Genomic DNA, 18,564 nt, shown 5'->3' with positions numbered 1-18,564 from the left:
CTACGCTCCCTTGTTCGGGCCTTCGCCCTTGATCCCGTTGGCTGTTGCGCGTGCGCGGCTCAACGCGTCGTCTATCCGGCCTTCTGCAGCAGCGAGCCACGCGACGGCTTCGCTCATGCTGCCGATACCGCAGGCAATCAGGATGGCCGGCTTGACCTCGCCGTGGGCTTCGCGCAGCGCCGCTTCCGCTTCGGCATCGCTGATGCCGGCGATTGTTGCGACGATCCCGCGCGCCCGCTCGCGCAATTTCGCATTGTCGGACTTCAGATTGACCATCAGGCCCTGATGGATGTGACCAAGCTCGAACCCCATCAATGACGAGAGCATGCCTAGCGCGGCCTTTTGCGCAGCTCCGGCCGCGAGCCGTGTCGAACCGCGCAACGCCTCCTCTCCGCTCTCGAGCAAGATCGAGGCGTCGGCACCGACGAGCAAGGGCGAGCCCGGACGGTGCGCGATGCCGATCACGTAGGCGCCGCGGCGGCGCGCCTCTGCGGCCGCGGCCACCGTGAACGGCGTCGAGCCGCTCGCCGATACGGCGATCACGGCATCACGAGAGAGATCACCGAGCCCGGTTATCGCGTGCTCGCCGGCTGCGGCATCGTCCTCCGCGGCACCATCGATGCGGAACGGCTCGGTGGTCCCGCCGGGCAGAACAATCGCGATGCGGTTCTCATCAAGGCCGAACGTGCCGGGAAGCTCGGCTGCATCTTCAGCCGCTGTAAGACCGGAAGAGCCCGCGCCCGCATAGATCAGCCGTCCGCCTGCTCGCCAAATCACAGCGAGGCGAAGCGCGGCGGCGCGGATGTCTCCGGAGGCAGCCGCGACCGACGCGATCGCTCGGCCGTAGGACGCGAGCAATGCCTTCACGAACATCGCCTCGCCGCCCATTCCGGCGCCGGTGCCACGCCACCTCTCTCCGTCCATCCCCGAGTTCGGCAGTCCTGACATCGTGCATACCAATGGTACAGACCTCTTGTATTTGTTTTAACCGCGTGACATACCACTTGTCTAGATGCGTTAAGGAATTTTTAGGAGGCTCCTTGGCGACGGCCCAATTCTTCCTCGGTGTGGACGGCGGCGCGACCCGGTGTCGCGCGAGACTGCGGGATTCCTCAGGCCGCGAGCTCGGGCGCGGCGTCGGGCCGGCTTCCAACATCTATCTCGATTTCGACGAAGCCATGCGGGTCGTCCGTGAAACGATCGAGTCCGCCATCGCGGCCGGCGCAGCACGGCAGGAGATCGCAGTCGGCCTCAGCCTTGCCGGGCTTTCGGACGACGAAGAAGCAGCGCGCGTCTCCGCCGCCCTGCCCGACTTTGCGCGCATCGTCGCCGTCAATGATGCTGTCGCCGCCTGCGTCGGTGCCAATGGCCTCGGCGACGGCGGCCTGATCATCGCGGGCACCGGCTCGGCGGGCATCGCTCGCGTGGGAGCTCGAACGACTATCATCGGCGGACGCGGGTTCTGGCTTGGCGACGACGGATCTGCTGCACGCCTTGGCGAGTCGGCGTTGCGCGCGACGCTGCGTGCGATCGATGGCCTCGAGCCGATGAGCGGCCTGGCGCAAGCGCTCGGGCGACATTTCGATGGCGATCCCTTGCGGATGAGCCGCTGGGCAGCGGACGCGAGGCCCAGCGACTACGGCGCCTTCGCACCCCAGATCCTGGACGTCGCCAGGTCCGGAGATATGCGCGCGCGCGAAATTGTCGGCGAAGCAGCCGGTGCGATAGCGGCACTTGCGAACGCGCTCAATGCACTCGGCGCCGAACGCATTGCACTTGCCGGCGGCTTCGGTGAGCCCTTGCGCCCATTTTTGCCCCCTGATGTGGCCAAGCGCCTCGCCCTGCCACAGCGCGACGCAGTCGACGGCGCAATCCTGCTCGCCGGCGGAACGCTCGCGGAGGACGCTGCATGTCCCTGACGGTCGAAACCGCGCCCGGCCAAAAGCTCTATCGTGCCGTAGTCGACGCGCTTCGGCGCGAGATCGAGACCGGTCGCTTCGCGGAGACGCAATTGCTTCCGGCCGAGCGGGTCTTGTGCGAGCTGCTCGAGGTATCGCGCACCACGCTGCGCAAGGCGATTGCCGATCTGATCGCCGAGGGAGTGCTGTTTCACCGCCATGGCGCCGGTACCTTCATTCATCGCGCAACGCCGCGCGTCGAACAGCCCTCGTCGCGCCTGACGAGCTTCACGGAAGATATGCGGCTCCGCGGATTGGAGGCGAGCTCGCGCGAACTCGAGCGCGGCGTATTCCTGCCGACCCCGGAAGAGTCCATGATGCTTGGCGTGCGGCCGAACGAACGCGTGTTCCGGCTCGGCCGCCTGCGCCTGGCCGACGGTTCGCCCATGGCGATCGAGCGCGCCGCCGTGCCTATACGCTTTCTTCCTGAACAGGATTCGGTCGCCGGCTCGCTTTACGAGGCGCTCTCCGCGCGAGGCTTCAGGCCCGCCCGGGGCTTGCAGCGCCTGCGTGCGACCCTCGTCGATCATGCGGATGCGGAACTGCTCGGCGTCGCACCGGACAGCCCGGCGCTCTATATCCAGCGCATCGCCTACCTTGCCGACGGATCCTGCGTCGAATTCACGAAATCCTGGTACCGGGCGGACGCGTATGACTTCGTCTCCGAACTCACGCTGTCGCCACCGGCCCGAAAGGCGCATCGATGACGACCTGCATGCTTCAGGAGATTGGCGAATCTGACGAAGTGGCCGCGCGCCAGCTTGGCCACAACGCGGAGCGGCTCGCTGAACTTGGCGCGCGCCTGCGCCGCCTCGATCCGCCGCTCGTCGCGACCATCGCCCGCGGCTCGTCGGATTGCTGCGCGCTCTATCTGAAATACCTTGTCGAGATTGTTTCGGGGGTGCCCTGTGCCTCCATCGGTCCCTCCATCGCGACGCTCTATCGCACGCCGATGCGGCTCGAAAGCGGCGTTTCCGTCGCGATCTCGCAATCGGGACGCAGCCCGGACATCGTCGAAATGCAGCGCGCCGCACGACGCGGCGGTGCGCTGGCCGTCGCACTTGTCAACGAATTGGCCTCGCCGCTCGCGCAAGAGGCCGAAGTGCTGCTGCCATTGTGCGCCGGCGCTGAACGCTCGGTCGCGGCGACCAAATCGATGGTCGCAGGTCTCGTCGCGGGCGCGAGCCTCGTCGCGGCTTGGTGCGAAGATCGGCAGCTAGCGGACGCCCTCACCGGCCTGCCCGAGATCCTGCGCGGACAAACGGCGCCGCCGCCCGCGGCATTGCTCGGGCAGCTTGCGAATGCCCGCAGCGCTTTCGTCCTCGGTCGCGGTGCTACGCTTGCGATCGCCGCCGAGGCGGCGCTGAAGCTCAAGGAAACCTGCGCGATTCACGCCGAAGCCTATTCCGCAGCCGAGGTCCTGCATGGCCCGGCCGAACTCGTGACCTCGGGCTTTCCCGTCATCGCCTTCCTGCCATCCGACGCAGCACGCGACGGCATGCTGACGACACTTGCGGCGCTGGCCAGTGCCGGCGCGAGGGTGATTACAATCGAGGCCGGAGGCGCCGACGAGACGGATCGTCTCGCCACGGCAAAAGTCGAGGCGACGCTGCTGGAGCCCATCGTCATGATCCACCGGTTCTATCGCCTTGCCGAGGCACTTGCGCTCCAGCTCGGGCGAGATCCCGACCGCCCGCGCAACCTGCGCAAGGTGACGGAGACCCTTTGATGATCGTTTTGACCGGCGCACGGATTTTCGATGGCGAGCGTTTCCTTGACGACCACGTAGTCCTCGTCGAAGGCGACCGCGTCGCCGCGGTCCTCCCTACTCCGGGCGACCGCATGGCGCGGCACGCGATCTCGGTGGCGGTTTGCTTGCGCCCGGCTACATTGATGTGCAGGTCAATGGCGGTGGCGGCGTCTTGTTCAACGAGGATCCGACGCCCGAAGGCATCGCCCGCATCGCCGCAGCGCATCGCAAGCACGGCACCGTCGGACTGCTGCCGACGCTGGTCACCGATGCCCCGCAAGTGATGGCGGCAGCAATCGCCGGGACGCGCGAAGCACGGCAACTGAACCCGGCAACGCTCGGCGTCCATCTGGAAGGACCCTTCCTGGATCCGGCTCGCAAGGGCGCGCATGAGCTCCGATACATCCGCGACCTCAAGCCGGACGACATTGCGACGATCGCCGCAGCGAATTGCGGCGCCGTCATGCTGACGCTCGCGCCCAATCGGGTCGATGGGGCGAGCATTGCCGAACTCGCGCGGCATGGCGTGCTCATTTCGCTCGGCCACTCCAATGCAAGCTACGCGGAGGCGAGCGCGGCCGTCAAAGCCGGCGCACACGCATTCACCCATCTGTTCAATGCGATGAGCGCGCCCGCCGGGCGCGAGCCAGGCATGGTCGGCGCAGCGCTCGATCTCGACGAGGCTTTCGTCGGAATCATCGCGGATGGTCATCATGTGCACGAGGCGAACCTTCGTATCGCCTTCGCCGCCAAGCGGCATGACCGCTTCATGCTGATCACCGACGCGATGCCGCCGGCCGCCGGCGGTCCCGATCAGTTCGATCTACAGGGCCGCCGCGTGACCTGCGCAGAAGGCAGCCTGCGGCTCGAGGACGGAACGCTCGCGGGCTCGGTTCTGACCATGGACGAAGCCGTACGGTTTGCCGTCGAGGTAACGGAGATCGAGCTCGGCGACGCACTCGCGATGGCTTCGCGCGTTCCGGCAACGTTTCTGCGACGCGAGAGCGAGCTTGGCCGCATCGCGCCCGGATATCTGGCGAGCCTGGTGCATCTTGACGACGATTTGCACGTGCTCGAAACCTGGATCGAGGGCCGCTCGTCTAGCGGCTCCTGATGCACGAGCTTGGCGGGTGTTGTTTGGATTGAAGGACGCGATTGGGCATGTCTTCCTCATCATCGTCGACGACGCAGCCCATCCGCGTTCTCGTGGTTGGGCTCGGCACCATGGGAACCAGCCACGCGCGCGCCTACGGCGCGATCGAAGGGTTCAAGCTCGTTGGCCTCTGCACCTCTCGCGCGGCCGCTCGCCATGACCTCGACGCGGAGTTTCCCGGTCTGCCGCGCTTCGAGCGATACGACGAGGCACTCGCGACACTGCGTCCCGATGCCGTCGCGATTTGCACCTATACCGAACATCATGCCGCCATGGCCCTGCAGGCTTTCGCGGCAGGTGCGCACGTGTTTTGCGAAAAGCCCCTGGCCGAGACGCTGGAGGCAGCCCGGTACATTGTCGACGCAGCGCGCCTGAGCGGAAAGGCGCTGCTGATCGGCTATATCCTTCGTGTCCATCCGTCATGGTCGCGCTTCGTCGAGATCGGCCGCACGCTCGGCAAGCCGCTCGTGATGCGCATGAATCTCAACCAGCAATCGGCCGGCTCGTTCTGGGAGGTTCACAAGAAGCTCATGGTGTCGACCTCACCGATCGTCGACTGCGGCGTGCACTATGTCGATATCATGTGCCAGGTGACGCGCTCGCGTCCGATCGCTGTGCACGCCGTCGGGGCGAGGCTCACGGACGAGATCGCGCCTGGCATGTACAATTACGGCCATCTTCACATCGTGTTCGAGGACGGATCAATTGGCTGGTACGAGGTTGGTTGGGGACCGATGGTGAGCGAGACTGCTCATTTCGTGAAGGACATGATCGGCCCGAACGGCAGCGTATCGATGGTTGCGAGGGAAAGCAGCGATGCGACTGCGAGCTCTGCGGACCATGACACGCATACGCGAACCAACGCACTGCGGATCCATCACGCAGCCCGCGACCTGGAGGGCCGCTTCGCAAGGCCGGACGAACTCCTCTCGACCGAGGACGAACCGAGCCACCAGGAGCTCTGCGAGCGCGAGCAGCGGCTATTTCTCAGCGCCATCCGTGGCGAGATCGACCTGTCCGAGCATCACGATGCCGCCATCAACTCGCTGGGCATCGTCTTTGCCGCCGACGCCAGCATTCGCAGCGGCGACGTCGTACGCCTGTGACAACCGATTTTCGGAAGATCGTGTCGCGCCGGCAAGCGTTCCGTTCCCCGCCAAGAACGAGGCGGTTGTCAACCGGTTTGAGTGCAAATCGAGATTACGCGGCTGCCGCCTGGTATAAACACTCGCGTAGCCAAGCATGACCTCCGTCCTCCTGATTGCGCGGATGCCACAGCGCGACGATGCGCGCCGGCGGCAGATCGAGCGGCGGCGGCGTGAGATCGAGCTCGTGGGAAAATCGCATCAGAAAGCGTCGCGGGAGGGTGCAGATGCAATCACTGTGCGCAAGGATGACCGGTGCCAGCGCATAGGTTTGAATCGAGACGGCGACGCGCCGCGAGCGGCCGAGCGCGGCCAGGGCGTCGTCGACGAGGCCTGAGAAGCCGCCGCCGTCAGCGGAGATCAGCAGATGGTCGAGCGCGCAAAAGCGATCGAGGTCAAGCGCCCCGTTGCCGCGCGGATGACCCTTGCGCTGTGCGGAGAGAAAGCTGTCGTCGAACAGCGGGCGCTGCATCAGGTCACCGTGTGCCCCATCAGCCCCCGTCACAAGGATGTCGATCTCACCCCGTTCGAGCCGATCGACGACGTCGCGCGTGGGATGGACCAAGGCGAGCCTCGCCCGCGCGGCGGTGGCGGTCAATCGCGCGACAAAACCCGGCGCCAGCGTCACGGCTGGATTCTCATGGATGGCAATGACGAAGGTGCGCTGGCTCCGGGCGGGGTCGAATACGGCCGGTCCCTCGACCATGCGACGTAGCTTGCCGAGCACGTCCACCAGTTCGGCCTGCAGCTCCACCGCCCTCGTCGTCGGCACCACCCCGCGCCCGGCCGCCGCAGGTACGAAAAGCGGGTCGGCAAAGACCTGTCGCAATCGGTTCAGCCGTGCCGATAGCGCTGGCTGGCCGATACTGAGGCGCAACGCCGCGCGTGTAACATTCCGCTCGCGCAGCAGGGCCTCCAGGGCGAGCAATAGGCCAAGGTCGATGTCCGCGAGATCGGTGTCATCGGCCAGCCGACCTGGACCGTGTTCCGCATCCAGCATCGGTCCTCCTCCGTTCAAGGCACATGATCGCGGCCGGACGAGCCGCGATGAGAGAGGTAAAGCCAAAATGGCGGTCTGAAAAGCCAGGCTGACAGCCCTTCGACATCGATGGCGTCGATGGGACCTATCGAGCCCACGGCCCTCCCGGCGGCCTGTCGCGCTTCGTACGTCACGGTCAGGGCGGCGCCGGCAATGAGGCCGGCTCAGCCAGTGCCTGGAACGGAGGACATCATGGTGACGCAAGCGACGAAAACCTATCGCATCGGCGATGCATCCATCATACGGATCGACGAGCTGAGGCTTGCAGCATTTCAGCTCGACGCACTCTATCCGGGAGCCGACCCGCAGGCGCTGGAGCACCATCGCGACCGGCTCGACGCCGGCTCTTTCGATCCTGCGACCGGGACTTTCATTCAAAGCATTCACAGCTGGTTGGTCAAAACCCCGCACCACACCATCCTGATCGACACGGCGACCGGAAACGACAAGAACCGGCCCGACATCCCGCCGCTCCATCGTCTGAACGAGCCCTTCCTGGCGCGACTGGCGGCGGCGGGCGTCACCCCCGAGCAGGTGGATTACGTGCTGCTCACCCACGTCCATGCCGATCACGTCGGCTGGAACACACGCCTCGTCGACGGCCGCTGGATTCCGACCTTCCCGAATGCGACCTACGTCCTCTCCCGGATCGAGCACGCCTATGGCGCGAGCCTTGCAGTGGGCACGGAGCCGATCGGAGCAGCCCGGCCGGACCCGGCCCTCGGCGCGGCCGTGCGCAAGCCGGCCGACCGCGTCTACGACGACAGTGTGAGGCCGGTGATCGAGGCCGGTCTTGCCAAGCTCATCGCCGTGAATGGGGACGAGGTCCTCGAGGGCATCTCCTTTGTTCCGACGCCCGGCCACAGCGTCGATCACGCGTCCATCCGCTTCGTATCACGGGGCGAGCAGGCGCTTTTTGCCGGCGACGTGATGCACCATCCGCTGCAGGTGTATGAGCCTTCGCTCAATTCCTGCTTTTGCGAATTCCCTGATGCAGCCTTGCGCTCTCGCGCGTTCGTCCTGGAGGACGCAGCCGAGCGTGGCGCAACGGTCTTTACCACCCATTTCGCAGAATCGTCCGTCGGACGCATCGACCGCCGCGGCGATGGCTTCGCCTGGCATTTCCTCTGACGAAAGGGAAACCGATCATGAACCAGCACGCTTACGCACGCGCAGACAGACAAGAGCTCGTGGTCGAAGACCTCATGATCCCGAGCGACACGGCCGGAATTTCCCTTCACTTGCGCAACAAGCGAAAAGCGACGCTCAAGACCTTCTCCGCCGAGCAAACCATCCTGATGATGCATGGCGCGACCTATTCGTCGGGAAGCCTTTTCGACGCGCCGCTCGGCGGCGTCTCCTTCATGGATTATCTCGCCGGGCATGGCTACGATGTCTTTGCACTCGACGTGCGCGGCTACGGCGGATCGACCCGCCCGCCGCAGATGGACGCGCCGCCGGAAGATTCTGAACCGCTTGTGCGCACCGAGGTCGGTGTGCGTGACCTCGGCAGCGCAGTCCAATACATCCTGAAGTCCCGCGACATCACGCGGCTCAATCTGGTTGCCATGTCCTGGGGCGGCTCTGTGGCCGGTGCTTACACCGCAAGCAATAACGACAAGGTCGCGAAGCTCGCGCTGCTCGCGCCATTGTGGTTGCTGAAGGCCCCAGCTCCGATCGATGCAGGCGGCCGCCTCGGGGCGTATCGAAACGTCCCTGTTCTGGACTTTAGAGAGCGTTGGCTTTCGGCAGCGCCGGAAGCAGCGCGGCCAAGTCTGATTCCAGCAGGCGGATTCGAACTATGGGCGAACATCTCGCTCGCAACGGATCCGAAAGCCAGCGCCGGAACCCCTCCGCTCATGCGTGCGGTGAACGGCCCGATCCTCGACATCCGCGAATATTGGGCGGCCGGCAAAGCCCTTTACGATGCCGGCGAGATCTGCACGCCGGTGCTCCTGGTCCACGCCGAATGGGACCGGGACGTGCCCATCAGCTCGGCGCAGGATTTGTTCCTCTCGTTGAAACACGCGCCATATCGGCGATGGGTCGAAATCGGCGAAGGCACGCACATGGTTCTGCTGGAGAAGAACCGACTGCAGGCATTCGACGCGATCAACCAGTTTCTCTCGGAACGGTATGAGCATGACTAGTCGGTTTGGACTCGCAGTAATGCGCTGGCTGGCCAACGGCCTGCACTCGGCGATCCCGCGCAATGTTCGCCGAGTTCGTCGAGGGCGGAACAACGATCAACTTTCGGCCGGACGGGCTGGGGTTCAGCGACGCGCCGTCGACCCTGGTCGGGCGGAACGGAAGTCGATTGCGCAGATTCTGAGCGGCACGCCCTTCCGAAACAACAGTGGCCCGCCGAGGCGGGCCGCTTCCTTGCGGTACCGGCCGAAAGCGCGCTTGTCATAGCTCCCGGCTCCGGCGGCCAGCTGCCAGCTGGAGAACAAATTGGCTCTGAACGCATGAAGATCGGATGCCGGTCGTTCGCGGGAGAAATGGGAATATTTAGATTAGATGTTTTATATATCACTAATTGACATTTTAACATGATAAGTTAGGATGGAATGGTGATGTTTGGTGTTCGTGCGGTCCGGGGAGTGGGGCCATTCAATGATCACAGCGGCTCAATTGCGGGCGGCCAGGGTGCTCCTCGGCATCGATCAGCGCCGGCTCGCAGAACTGGCCGGCCTTTCGGTGCCGACGATCCAGCGTATGGAAGCGAGTGAGGCGATGATTCGCGGCAATGTCGATTCGCTGGTGAAGCTGATCTCAGCTCTTGACGCTGCCGGCATCGAGTTGATCGACGAAGGCGCGGTCAGCAATTCACAGGGCCGTGGCGTTCGACTGAAATCGGATGCGGGTTCGGTCAGGCTCGCCCCGGGCGTCCGATCGGAAAACAAGGCATCAGGCAGAACAAGGGCGCGCACATGATGTCCAGCGTCAGTTTGCAAATGGCGTGTGCTGCCGGATTGCTTGGACTGGCGGTGCTGGCCATATGTCTGAGCCGCTCGAAGTTCAATACGGCCGTCATTTACGGCGCGACGTTGGCCGTCGCCACGGTCGCATTGATCGGATCGCTCCGGTCGCTACTTGGTGACACGACAACCGCCGCCGGTCTGGTGCTGCCGATCGGATTGCCGTGGCTTGGTGCCCATTTCTGCCTCGACCCGCTCGCCTCGTTTTTCCTTGTTGTCATCAATCTCGGGGGAGCCGCGGCAAGCCTCTATGGTCTCGGCTACGGCCACCATGAGCCGGTGCCGACCCGCGTGCTCCCCTTCTTCCCCGCTTTTCTGGCCGGCATGAATCTCGTGGTGCTGGCGGATGATGCGTTTTCCTATCTCCTGTGCTGGGAATTCATGTCGCTGGCGTCCTGGGCGCTGGTGATGGCGCACCATCGTGAGGCGGGTAACGCAAAGGCCGGCTATGTCTATCTCGTGATGGCGAGCTTCGGTACGCTATCACTTCTGCTGGCCTTTGGCCTGCTCGCGGGACCGGCGGGCGATTACGGGTTTGCAGCCATCCGCGCGGCCCACCATACGCCGTACGCTATGTTGGTGTTGATCCTGATGCTGCTCGGAGCCGGCTCAAAGGCCGGCCTGGTGCCGTTGCACGTCTGGCTTCCGCTCGCCCATCCGGCCGCTCCGAGCCACATTTCGGCATTGATGAGCGGGGTCATGACCAAGGTTGCGATCTATGGCTTCATCCGCGTCGTGTTCGATCTGTTGGGAGAGCCGTCGTGGTCCGCAAGCGTGATCGTCCTCATTCTTGGCGGCATCACCGCCGTCATGGGGATTTTGTACGCGATGATGGAGAACGATCTCAAGCGCTTGCTCGCCTACAGCACGATCGAAAATATCGGCGTCATATTCGCGAGCCTCGGCCTTGCATTGGCCTTCCAGGCCAATGGGCTGAAGCTGCTGGCAGCGCTCGCCTTCACCGCAGCGTTGTTCCACGTCCTCAATCATTCCTTCTTCAAGAGCCTGCTTTTCTTCGGCGCCGGCGCCGTTCTGACAACGACGGGCGAACGGAACATGGAGAAGCTGGGTGGCCTCATTCACCGCATGCCCGTTACGAGCTTCGCCGTTCTGGTCGGCTGTGTCGCGATCTCGGCACTTCCGCCGTTCAATGGCTTCGTCTCGGAATGGCTCATATTTCAGGCCGTGCTGCAGAGTCCGGAATTGCCGCAATGGGGGCTGAAGATCACGGTGCCTGCGGTCGGCGCGCTGTTGGCCCTCGCTGCCGCCTTAGCCGCGGCGTGCTTCGTCAAGGCATACGGCGTGACCTTTCTCGGGCGCCCGCGCAGCGTGGCCGCGGAAACCTCCGGGGAAGTCGACCGCTACTCGCTTTCAGCGATGGTCATCCTCGCCGCACTCTGCTTGCTGGCTGGAATTCTGCCGGGACCAGTGATCGATGCGCTGGCGCCGATCTCGGTACAGATTCTCGGTGGCCACATGCCGATTCAGTCCAACGAATCCTGGCTTTCGATCGCGCCGATTGCCGAGAGCCGCAGTTCATACAACGGATTGCTCGTGATGCTGTTCATCACGATTTCCGCCTCGGCGGCGGTCGTCTTCATTCATCGCTTTGCCTCTCGGGCGTTGCGGCGGGGACCGGCCTGGGGCTGCGGCTTTTCCGACCCGACACCGGCGGCCCAGTACTCGGGCGCGAGCTTCGCGCAGCCTATCCGCCGCGTTTTCGGCACGCTCGTGTTCCATGCCCGCGACCATGTCGAGATGCCGGCTCCAGGAGATGTCAGGCCGGCACGCCTGCGCATCGAATTGCACGATCTGATCTGGGAGGCAATGTATCAGCCGATAGCAGGCGCGGTCGGCTTCTCCGCCGATAAGCTCAATCGCCTGCAATTCCTGACCATCCGGCGCTATCTCAGCCTAGTCTTTGTCACGCTCGTCACGCTGCTTCTGGTGCTCGCGATATGGTCGTGATGTCCGACATATTTGTGCAGGGCATGCAGATGCTGCTGGTGCTGCTACTCGCCCCGCTGCTCACCGGCTTCGTTCGCAAAATGAAGGCCCGCCTGGTGCGCCGCCAGGGAGCGTCGGTCTTTCAGCCATACCGGGATCTCCTGCGCTTGCTCCGCAAGGAAGTGGTGCTGGCGGACAACGCCTCGTGGCTGTTCCGCGTCACCCCCTACGTGACCTTTGCCGCGATCTGGGTCGCCGCCGCGCTGGTGCCGACCTTTGCCACCGGGCTGTTGTTCAACTGGACCGCGGACCTGATCGCCATCGTGTCGCTGCTCGGAAGCGCACGCTTCTTTCTGGCGCTGGCCGGCATGGACGTCGGCACCAGTTTCGGCGGCATCGGCGCCAGCCGCGAAGTCATGATCGCTGCGCTGGCGGAGCCGGCGATGCTGCTGGTTGTATTTTGCATTGCCCTGGTTGCGGGCTCGACCCAACTTTCGACGGTCGCAAATTTCGTGGCCTCATCCTATGTCGGCTTGCGGGTATCGTTGGGAATGGCGGTGATCGCGCTCATCATGGTGGCCCTGGCGGAGAACGCGCGAATTCCGGTCGACAATCCAGCCACGCACCTGGAGCTCACCATGGTGCATGAAGCGATGGTCCTCGAGTATTCGGGCCGTCACCTCGCGATGATCGAATTTGGCGCCTTCCTCAAGCTGTTGCTTTATATCTCGCTGATCGCGTGCGTGTTCCTGCCCTGGAAGATAGCCGTCTTCGGCACCGGTCCCTTGTCCTACGCCGTCGGAGCCGTCGCCTACCTCGTCAAGCTCGCGGCTGCCGGCTTTTTCCTCGCGCTGTTCGAGACCGCGACGGCGAAAATGCGGGTGTTTCGCGTTCCGCAATTTCTAGGCGCCGCGCTCATGCTGGGCCTGCTCGGCACCCTCCTTCTGTTCGTGTCAAAGAGCTTCTGATGCAGATGCACAGCCTCGCCTTCGACGTCTCGCATACGCTGGCCGGCGGGCTCGTCCTGATCAGCTTCATGATGCTGTACCAGGACCGGCTCTACTCGCTACTGAACGTGTTTGCGCTGCACGCACTGGTGCTGGCGCTGTCCGTGGCCTGGCAGGCCTTTATCCAGGATGCGCCTCATCTGTACGTCACCGCGGCAATTGCCCTCGTCTTCAAGGCGATCGTCATTCCGGTAGCGCTTCACCGCATCGTCATGCAGCTTGGAATTCATCGTGACATCGAGTCGGCCGTGGGGATAGGCCTGACCATGCTGGCCGGAATGGGACTGGTCGCCCTCTCCATGGTCCTGATGCTGAGGGTGACCGCGGAAGCAGACCCGTTGGCGCGCGAGGACCTGGCCTTCGCGCTGTCGGTGGTGCTGCTCGGACTTCTGGTGATGGTGACTCGCCGCAATGCGGTCAGTCAGGTCGTCGGATTTATGTCGCTCGAGAACGGACTGGTGCTGGCCGCAACGGGCGCCAAAGGCATGCCGCTGGTTGTCGAGATCAGCGTTGCCTTCTCGATCCTAATCGCCTTCATTGTCATCGGCATATTCCTGTTCCGGATCCGCGAACGCTTCGATTCCGTCGATGTCTCCGCACTCGACGACTACCGGGGCGAACGGCGATGAGCGCGCATTTCCTCGATCCGGTGGCGGCCGTCCTTCTGATTCCGATCGGCTCGGCAGCGTTGCTGGCCATATTGCCGGGCTACCGGCTGACGGCGCAGTTGAACGTCGTCGCAAGCCTGGGGACTTTTCTTGCTGCCCTCTCGTTGCTGGTCGTCGAGCGTCCGCCGCCAGGGCCGTACATGCTGATCGACGATCTGAACATCGTCTTTATCGTGCTCAATACTTTTGTGGGATTCACGACGAGCATCTTCAGCGCCAGCTACATCGCCCACGAACTCGAAACGGGCCGTTTGACGCCCGTATACCTGCGCTTCTATCACTCCATGTACCAGACCATGATGTTCGGCATGAACCTCGCTTTCGTGTCGAACAACATCGGTCTGATGTGGGTCGCGGTCGAGATCGCCACGCTGACGACTGTGTTGATGGTCGGGATTTATCGATCGCATGCCGCGCTCGAAGCCGCCTGGAAATATTTCATCCTGGGCAGTGTCGGCATCGCGTTTGCGCTATTCGGCACGATCCTGGTTTACATGGCCGCGCGTCCGATCGTTGGCGAAGGTCAGGACGGTATGGTCTGGACGCTTCTGATCGAACACGCTTCCAAATTCGATCCCGCTCTGCTCAACGTTGCGTTCATATTCCTGCTTCTCGGCTACGGAACCAAAGTCGGTCTGGCGCCGCTGCACGCATGGCTGCCCGACGCCCACGCCGAAGGTCCGACGCCGATATCGGCGGTACTGTCAGGCCTGCTTCTGAACGTCGCGCTCTATGCCCTGCTGCGCTTCAAGATCCTGCTTGCGGCAAATCCGGCCGCAATTGCGCCCGGGCCTCTGATGGTGACGATGGGCCTGGTTTCGCTCGTGTTCGCTGCGTTCATGCTCTACCGCCGGCGCGACATCAAGCGCCTGTTCGCCTATTCCTCGATCGAGCACATGGGCATCATCGTGTTTGCGTTCGGGATGGGCGGACCGCTGGCCAATTTCGCCGGACTTCTGCACATGGTGATGCACAGCCTCACCAAGTCGGCCATCTTCTACGCTGTCGGTCATATCTCCCAGATCAAGGGAACGCAGCGGATCAGCCGTATAAGGGGGCTGACCGTAACCCATCCGGCGCTCGGCTGGGGTCTGGTGACGGGCGTTGTCGCGATCGCTGGCCTGCCGCCGCTCGGCATCTTCATGAGCGAATTCCTGGTGGTAAGCTCGACCTTCGCACGCCAACCTCTGCTCGCGATCGTGCTGGTGTTCGGACTGCTGCTGGCGTTCGGCGCATTGACGCTGCGCCTGACAAGCGTCGCATTCGGCGAGCCGCGCGGCAGCACCAAGTCAGCCGAGGCGTCCTATGTGCCGATGTTCACGCATCTTGCCCTGGTACTGATGGCGGGAATTTATCTTCCCGCGCCGCTCGTGGTCTGGTTCCAGCATGTCGCTCGCCTGTTGGGATAGTTGGGGGATTAGCCGGATATGCCATCGCTGATCGATCTCATGCTCGAGGGCCACCAGGTTGAGCAACACAGCCCATGGCCGCGGGTTATCGTTGATGCTTCGGTTTGGACCTTTGCAGCAAGCGAGCTGGCACACGGGCGCTGGAGCCTGCTCGGCCTTTGGGGAGAACCCTCAACGGTGCACATGGCGATCATGGACGAGCAAACGGCAGAAATCGCCAACATCAGCCTGGATTGTCCCGATCAGCGCTATCCCTCGGTCGGCAAGCATCACCCGCCGGCGCTTCGACTGGAGCGCACCCTCAACGATCTGTTCGGCTTGACTGCAGAAGGCCTGCCCGATAACCGCCCCTGGCTCGATCACAATCGTTGGGGCGAGCGCTTCCCATTGGGAGATCGCGCCGTCGCCTCGTCGGAGGCGTCGCCTTATCCCTTCCTGCCGGCGGAGGGACCTGGCCTGCACGAGATCGCTGTTGGTCCGGTGCACGCCGGAACTATCGAGCCCGGACATTTTCGGTTCACGGCAAGCGGCGAGACCGTGGTCCGTCTGGAGCAGCGGCTTGGATATACCCACAAAGGTATCGAGAGTCTCATGGCTGGAGCCAGTCTTGAACAGGCGGCCAAGCTTGCCGGACGCGTCTCCGGCGACAGCACGGTAGCCTATGCCTTTGCGTTTTCGCGTGCGGCCGAAGCAGCCTTGCAACTCGTCGTGCCTGATCGTGCGGTTTGGCTGCGAGCGCTGCTTGGCGAACTGGAGCGGCTTGCCAACCATCTCGGCGATATCGGGGCAATCTGCAACGACGCTTCCTTCGCGCTGATGCACGCTCATTGCAGCGTGCTGCGCGAGAGCATTCTGCGCGCCTCCGATGCCGCATTCGGCCACCGGTTGATGCGGGATATCATCGTGCCTGGCGGCGTGACCCGCGACCTCGACGATGACGGCAAGGACGTCATCCAGGCGGCGCTAGACATTATCCGCCTGCGGTTTCCGCAGTTGGTCGAGCTCTATGACAACACGGCGTCGCTGCAGGATCGTACGGTCAATACCGGCGTTCTCAAACCGGCACTGGCAAGACAATATGCCGCCGGAGGCTACATAGGCCGCGCATCGGGCCGGTCTTTCGACGCGCGAATTACGCTTCGATATCCGCCATATGACACGCTGCGCTTCGACGCGCCGGTCCTGAACGAGGGTGACGTCAACGCCCGCGTCTGGATTCGCGTGCGCGAGGTCGAACAGTCACTCCTGCTAATCGACCAGATCCTGGAGCGCCTTCCCGACGGCCCGTTGGGCACACATGCGGGACATCGGCGGGAGGCGCGGGAAGGCATGGCGATCGTGGAAGGATTTCGGGGTGACGTCCTGGTCTGGCTCCGCCTGCGGGACGGCCGGGTCGACCGATGCCACCTGCGCGACCCCTCGTGGTTTCAATGGCCGCTTCTGGAGGCTGCAATCGAGGGCAATATCGTCGCGGATTTTCCGCTCTGCAACAAGTCCTTCAACTGCTCCTATTCGGGCCAGGATCTTTAACGGAAGCACAGGATGCGCAAGCTGCTTTTTGAAAGCCTGTTTCGCCGACCATTTACGGAGCAGGCGCCGTCGCCGAACGAGGCCGCGCTGACAGAGCTCGCAGCAACCGTTGGTCGCGCTGCGCGGCGGCGCCTCGGCCGCAGTCTCTCGATACGCGAAGTCGACGCCGGATCCTGCAATGGATGCGAGCTCGAGATCCACGCGGTCAACAATGCCTACTACGATGTGGAGCGCTTCGGCCTCAGGTTCGTCGCTTCACCTCGCCATGCGGACGTGCTGATGGTGACCGGGCCCGTGACCAAGAACATGCGCCATGCGTTGGAGCGCACCTATCATGCGGTCCCAAATCCGAAATGGGTTGTCGCTGTGGGTGATTGCGCCCAGGACGGAGGGTGTTTTGCCGGCAGTTACGCGGTGGCCGGCGGAGTCTCGCAGGTCATACCGGTCGATCTTCACATCCCCGGTTGCCCGCCGCCGCCGCTTGCGATCTTGCAAGGACTTCTTGCTCTGCTCGATCAGACGGCCGACAGCGCTACTTCCAATTGATCAGCGCTCCGAGCAAGCTTGATGAGACGACGCACGACCCTTGGCCGACAATCATGATTGTCGGCCATTTTCGTGGCGCCGCCATTCGGCTCCGACAGACCGGCGATTCATCGCGCGCGTTGCAGCGTGCGGGACGAACCAGACTTGGGTTGCTTCACGTTTTTGGTTTTCGGTTTCGCGACGTGCTCCCTGAGACGGACGCCCCGACCACCGGACGAGCTCTGCCCTCCGGGCGGGATCAATTCGATTCCGGCGTGGTCCAGTGCGGAGACCAACTTCATCAGAGAATCGACGTTGCCGCGGATAACCCCGTCGCTCGCCTCCATGCGCTGGATGGTAGGAACCGAAAGATCCGCAAGCTCGGCCATCTGGCGCTGATCGATGTTCAGGAGCGCACGGGCGGCCCTGAGCTGGTTGGCCGTAATCATGAATGGCGACCTCCGGTGACGTTCTCATCCAGGGATCCATACCATACAAGTTACCGCTTCAACCATCAGTTCAGAAGCAAAATATATCAGCAGCGAAGTCGGTCGATGGCATCGGATAGCGGGCCTTGGACTTTACCGAATTTTTGCGATGGATGCGGCAAGTTTAGCGAGACATCCCGAAAGACTGGCGCTGCGTACGCTACATGACAGAGATGTCTGACACTTGTGTTCTGATGCTCTAAGTTAATATGGTGATGTGTCGTGAAGTTGCTTGGTCGCTATCAAGGGATGAATGGCCAGATCGAGATCGTCGAGTGTTCCTGGGACGGTACACGCGTGTATTTCGAGGAAGGGATCAGACAAAGCCAGGCGACGCCAAACGGCGAAAGCGTGTTCACCTACGTCAAACTCATGGATGAACTGCTGTCCCGGTCCGAACGTATCCTCGTCCTGGGTTGCGGCGGCGGGAATCTTGCGACACGGCTATGGCGTCTCGGCAATAAAGTCACCGTCGTCGACATCAACCCGATCAGTTTCGTGCTCGCGCAAAGATATTTCGATCTGCCGAACGAACTCCCCTGCATTGTCTCCGACTTTCGACAATTCGTATTCGATGATGGCGGATATTACGACGGTATCGCAATCGACGTCGGTGGACCGGGATTCCGTTTCACCGAAGAATTTGATGCCGAGACCTGCGACGCCATCCGCGCTCGTCTGGCACCCGGCGGCCGGATTGTGATGAACGTGACGGTGGCGAACGACATTGATCCGACACCTGACCGGATTGCCGCCAGACTTGCCGGGCGAGAACTGCGGACATGGATCGTCGATGAGCAATGCATGGAGGATCGTAATGCGGTTATCATCTGTGTTCCCGAGAAACAGTTGGGCCCACGGGCAGCGCTTGATCGCGTGTTGCACCACAGCCATGAGCGGTGGGCGATTCGTCGGGGACGCATGCGAAGCCGCGATCTCGCTTGTGGACAGCGCTAAGGTTGCA

At 63.1% G+C, this 18,564-nt stretch carries 18 protein-coding genes; 15 read left to right on the top strand and 3 right to left on the bottom strand.

Annotation, left to right across the window (positions count from 1 at the left end):
* Positions 1-924: an N-acetylmuramic acid 6-phosphate etherase gene (locus tag AB8Z38_RS35410; RefSeq protein WP_369722163.1), complete on the bottom strand. Its 924-nt coding sequence runs from the start codon at positions 922-924 to the stop codon at positions 1-3.
* A 116-nt stretch (positions 925-1,040) separates the two neighbouring features.
* On the opposite strand from AB8Z38_RS35410, the gene AB8Z38_RS35405 reads away from it, so the two are divergent.
* The 5 genes from AB8Z38_RS35405 to AB8Z38_RS35385 all read left to right on the top strand — a co-directional run bounded on the left by AB8Z38_RS35405 (position 1,041) and on the right by AB8Z38_RS35385 (position 5,967).
* Positions 1,041-1,919, top strand: coding sequence for a BadF/BadG/BcrA/BcrD ATPase family protein (locus AB8Z38_RS35405; RefSeq protein ID WP_369722162.1), 879 nt, complete (start codon positions 1,041-1,043; stop codon positions 1,917-1,919).
* Complete coding sequence (locus AB8Z38_RS35400) at positions 1,910-2,665, top strand: GntR family transcriptional regulator (protein ID WP_369722161.1); 756 nt, start codon at positions 1,910-1,912, stop codon at positions 2,663-2,665. The genes AB8Z38_RS35405 and AB8Z38_RS35400 overlap by 10 nt, the downstream gene beginning before the upstream one ends.
* Positions 2,662-3,687: an SIS domain-containing protein gene (locus AB8Z38_RS35395; RefSeq protein ID WP_369722160.1), complete on the top strand. Its 1,026-nt coding sequence runs from the start codon at positions 2,662-2,664 to the stop codon at positions 3,685-3,687. Before AB8Z38_RS35400 ends, AB8Z38_RS35395 begins: the two co-directional genes overlap by 4 nt.
* Positions 3,688-3,829: 142 nt before the next feature.
* On the top strand, positions 3,830-4,822 hold the full coding sequence (nagA, locus tag AB8Z38_RS35390; protein WP_369722159.1) for an N-acetylglucosamine-6-phosphate deacetylase: 993 nt from the start codon (positions 3,830-3,832) through the stop codon (positions 4,820-4,822).
* Between the two features lie 47 nt (positions 4,823-4,869).
* Entirely contained in the window at positions 4,870-5,967 is a 1,098-nt protein-coding gene (locus AB8Z38_RS35385; RefSeq protein WP_369722158.1) for a Gfo/Idh/MocA family protein, read from the top strand.
* Positions 5,968-6,061: 94 nt separating this feature from the next.
* Here the strand turns inward: AB8Z38_RS35385 and AB8Z38_RS35380 are convergent, their stop codons facing one another.
* On the bottom strand, positions 6,062-7,006 hold the full coding sequence (locus AB8Z38_RS35380) for a LysR family transcriptional regulator (RefSeq protein WP_369722157.1): 945 nt from the start codon (positions 7,004-7,006) through the stop codon (positions 6,062-6,064).
* Positions 7,007-7,237: 231 nt separating this feature from the next.
* Between AB8Z38_RS35380 and AB8Z38_RS35375 the strand changes: the two genes are divergently transcribed.
* The 9 genes from AB8Z38_RS35375 (at position 7,238) to AB8Z38_RS35335 (ending at position 17,133) form a co-directional block, all read left to right on the top strand.
* Complete coding sequence (locus tag AB8Z38_RS35375; protein WP_369722156.1) at positions 7,238-8,176, top strand: MBL fold metallo-hydrolase; 939 nt, start codon at positions 7,238-7,240, stop codon at positions 8,174-8,176.
* A gap of 17 nt (positions 8,177-8,193) precedes the next feature.
* The gene (locus AB8Z38_RS35370; protein WP_369722155.1) at positions 8,194-9,195 is read left to right on the top strand and encodes an alpha/beta hydrolase; all 1,002 of its coding nucleotides are present in this window, start codon (positions 8,194-8,196) and stop codon (positions 9,193-9,195) included.
* A gap of 466 nt (positions 9,196-9,661) precedes the next feature.
* Complete coding sequence (locus AB8Z38_RS35365) at positions 9,662-9,982, top strand: helix-turn-helix domain-containing protein (protein WP_369726688.1); 321 nt, start codon at positions 9,662-9,664, stop codon at positions 9,980-9,982.
* Positions 9,982-11,994: a hydrogenase 4 subunit B gene (gene hyfB, locus AB8Z38_RS35360; protein ID WP_369722154.1), complete on the top strand. Its 2,013-nt coding sequence runs from the start codon at positions 9,982-9,984 to the stop codon at positions 11,992-11,994. Before AB8Z38_RS35365 ends, hyfB begins: the two co-directional genes overlap by 1 nt.
* The gene (locus AB8Z38_RS35355) at positions 11,985-12,941 is read left to right on the top strand and encodes a respiratory chain complex I subunit 1 family protein (RefSeq protein WP_369722152.1); all 957 of its coding nucleotides are present in this window, start codon (positions 11,985-11,987) and stop codon (positions 12,939-12,941) included. The genes hyfB and AB8Z38_RS35355 overlap by 10 nt, the downstream gene beginning before the upstream one ends.
* Before the next feature lie 5 nt (positions 12,942-12,946).
* Positions 12,947-13,609, top strand: a complete 663-nt coding sequence (locus tag AB8Z38_RS35350) for a hydrogenase-4 component E (protein WP_369726687.1) — start codon at positions 12,947-12,949, stop codon at positions 13,607-13,609.
* A complete protein-coding gene (locus AB8Z38_RS35345) occupies positions 13,606-15,057 on the top strand; it encodes a hydrogenase 4 subunit F (protein ID WP_369722151.1) in 1,452 nt (483 codons plus the stop codon). Before AB8Z38_RS35350 ends, AB8Z38_RS35345 begins: the two co-directional genes overlap by 4 nt.
* An 18-nt stretch (positions 15,058-15,075) precedes the next feature.
* Complete coding sequence (locus tag AB8Z38_RS35340) at positions 15,076-16,587, top strand: NADH-quinone oxidoreductase subunit C (protein WP_369722150.1); 1,512 nt, start codon at positions 15,076-15,078, stop codon at positions 16,585-16,587.
* A 12-nt stretch (positions 16,588-16,599) separates the two neighbouring features.
* Positions 16,600-17,133, top strand: a complete 534-nt coding sequence (locus tag AB8Z38_RS35335) for an NADH-quinone oxidoreductase subunit B family protein (protein WP_369722149.1) — start codon at positions 16,600-16,602, stop codon at positions 17,131-17,133.
* 107 nt (positions 17,134-17,240) lie between these two features.
* On the opposite strand, the gene AB8Z38_RS35330 is transcribed toward AB8Z38_RS35335, so the two are convergent.
* A complete protein-coding gene (locus tag AB8Z38_RS35330; RefSeq protein WP_369722148.1) occupies positions 17,241-17,561 on the bottom strand; it encodes a helix-turn-helix domain-containing protein in 321 nt (106 codons plus the stop codon).
* Positions 17,562-17,822: 261 nt separating this feature from the next.
* Here AB8Z38_RS35330 and AB8Z38_RS35325 point away from each other — a divergent pair, with 261 nt between their 5' ends.
* Positions 17,823-18,557 carry a spermidine synthase gene (locus AB8Z38_RS35325; RefSeq protein ID WP_369722147.1) on the top strand — a complete coding sequence of 245 codons (735 nt, stop codon included), beginning with the start codon at positions 17,823-17,825 and terminating at the stop codon, positions 18,555-18,557.
* Positions 18,558-18,564: the final 7 nt, after the last annotated feature.

Origin of the sequence: Bradyrhizobium sp. LLZ17 (assembly GCF_041200145.1) — a bacterium.
Taxonomy (GTDB): domain Bacteria; phylum Pseudomonadota; class Alphaproteobacteria; order Rhizobiales; family Xanthobacteraceae; genus Bradyrhizobium.
This window is presented reverse-complemented; position numbering and strand designations above follow the sequence as displayed.

Bases quoted from the DNA above. Each gene is read 5' to 3' on its own strand.
- AB8Z38_RS35410 (WP_369722163.1), bottom strand. From the start codon at position 924: ATGGACGGAGAGAGGTGGCGTGGCACCGGCGCCGGAATGGGCGGCGAG.
- AB8Z38_RS35400 (WP_369722161.1), top strand. From the start codon at position 1,910: ATGTCCCTGACGGTCGAAACCGCGCCCGGCCAAAAGCTCTATCGTGCC.
- AB8Z38_RS35395 (WP_369722160.1), top strand. From the start codon at position 2,662: ATGACGACCTGCATGCTTCAGGAGATTGGCGAATCTGACGAAGTGGCC.
- AB8Z38_RS35385 (WP_369722158.1), top strand. From the start codon at position 4,870: ATGTCTTCCTCATCATCGTCGACGACGCAGCCCATCCGCGTTCTCGTG.
- AB8Z38_RS35380 (WP_369722157.1), bottom strand. From the start codon at position 7,006: ATGCTGGATGCGGAACACGGTCCAGGTCGGCTGGCCGATGACACCGAT.
- AB8Z38_RS35375 (WP_369722156.1), top strand. From the start codon at position 7,238: ATGGTGACGCAAGCGACGAAAACCTATCGCATCGGCGATGCATCCATC.
- AB8Z38_RS35370 (WP_369722155.1), top strand. From the start codon at position 8,194: ATGAACCAGCACGCTTACGCACGCGCAGACAGACAAGAGCTCGTGGTC.
- AB8Z38_RS35365 (WP_369726688.1), top strand. From the start codon at position 9,662: ATGATCACAGCGGCTCAATTGCGGGCGGCCAGGGTGCTCCTCGGCATC.
- hyfB (WP_369722154.1), top strand. From the start codon at position 9,982: ATGTCCAGCGTCAGTTTGCAAATGGCGTGTGCTGCCGGATTGCTTGGA.
- AB8Z38_RS35355 (WP_369722152.1), top strand. From the start codon at position 11,985: ATGGTCGTGATGTCCGACATATTTGTGCAGGGCATGCAGATGCTGCTG.
- AB8Z38_RS35350 (WP_369726687.1), top strand. From the start codon at position 12,947: ATGCACAGCCTCGCCTTCGACGTCTCGCATACGCTGGCCGGCGGGCTC.
- AB8Z38_RS35345 (WP_369722151.1), top strand. From the start codon at position 13,606: ATGAGCGCGCATTTCCTCGATCCGGTGGCGGCCGTCCTTCTGATTCCG.
- AB8Z38_RS35340 (WP_369722150.1), top strand. From the start codon at position 15,076: ATGCCATCGCTGATCGATCTCATGCTCGAGGGCCACCAGGTTGAGCAA.
- AB8Z38_RS35335 (WP_369722149.1), top strand. From the start codon at position 16,600: ATGCGCAAGCTGCTTTTTGAAAGCCTGTTTCGCCGACCATTTACGGAG.
- AB8Z38_RS35330 (WP_369722148.1), bottom strand. From the start codon at position 17,561: ATGATTACGGCCAACCAGCTCAGGGCCGCCCGTGCGCTCCTGAACATC.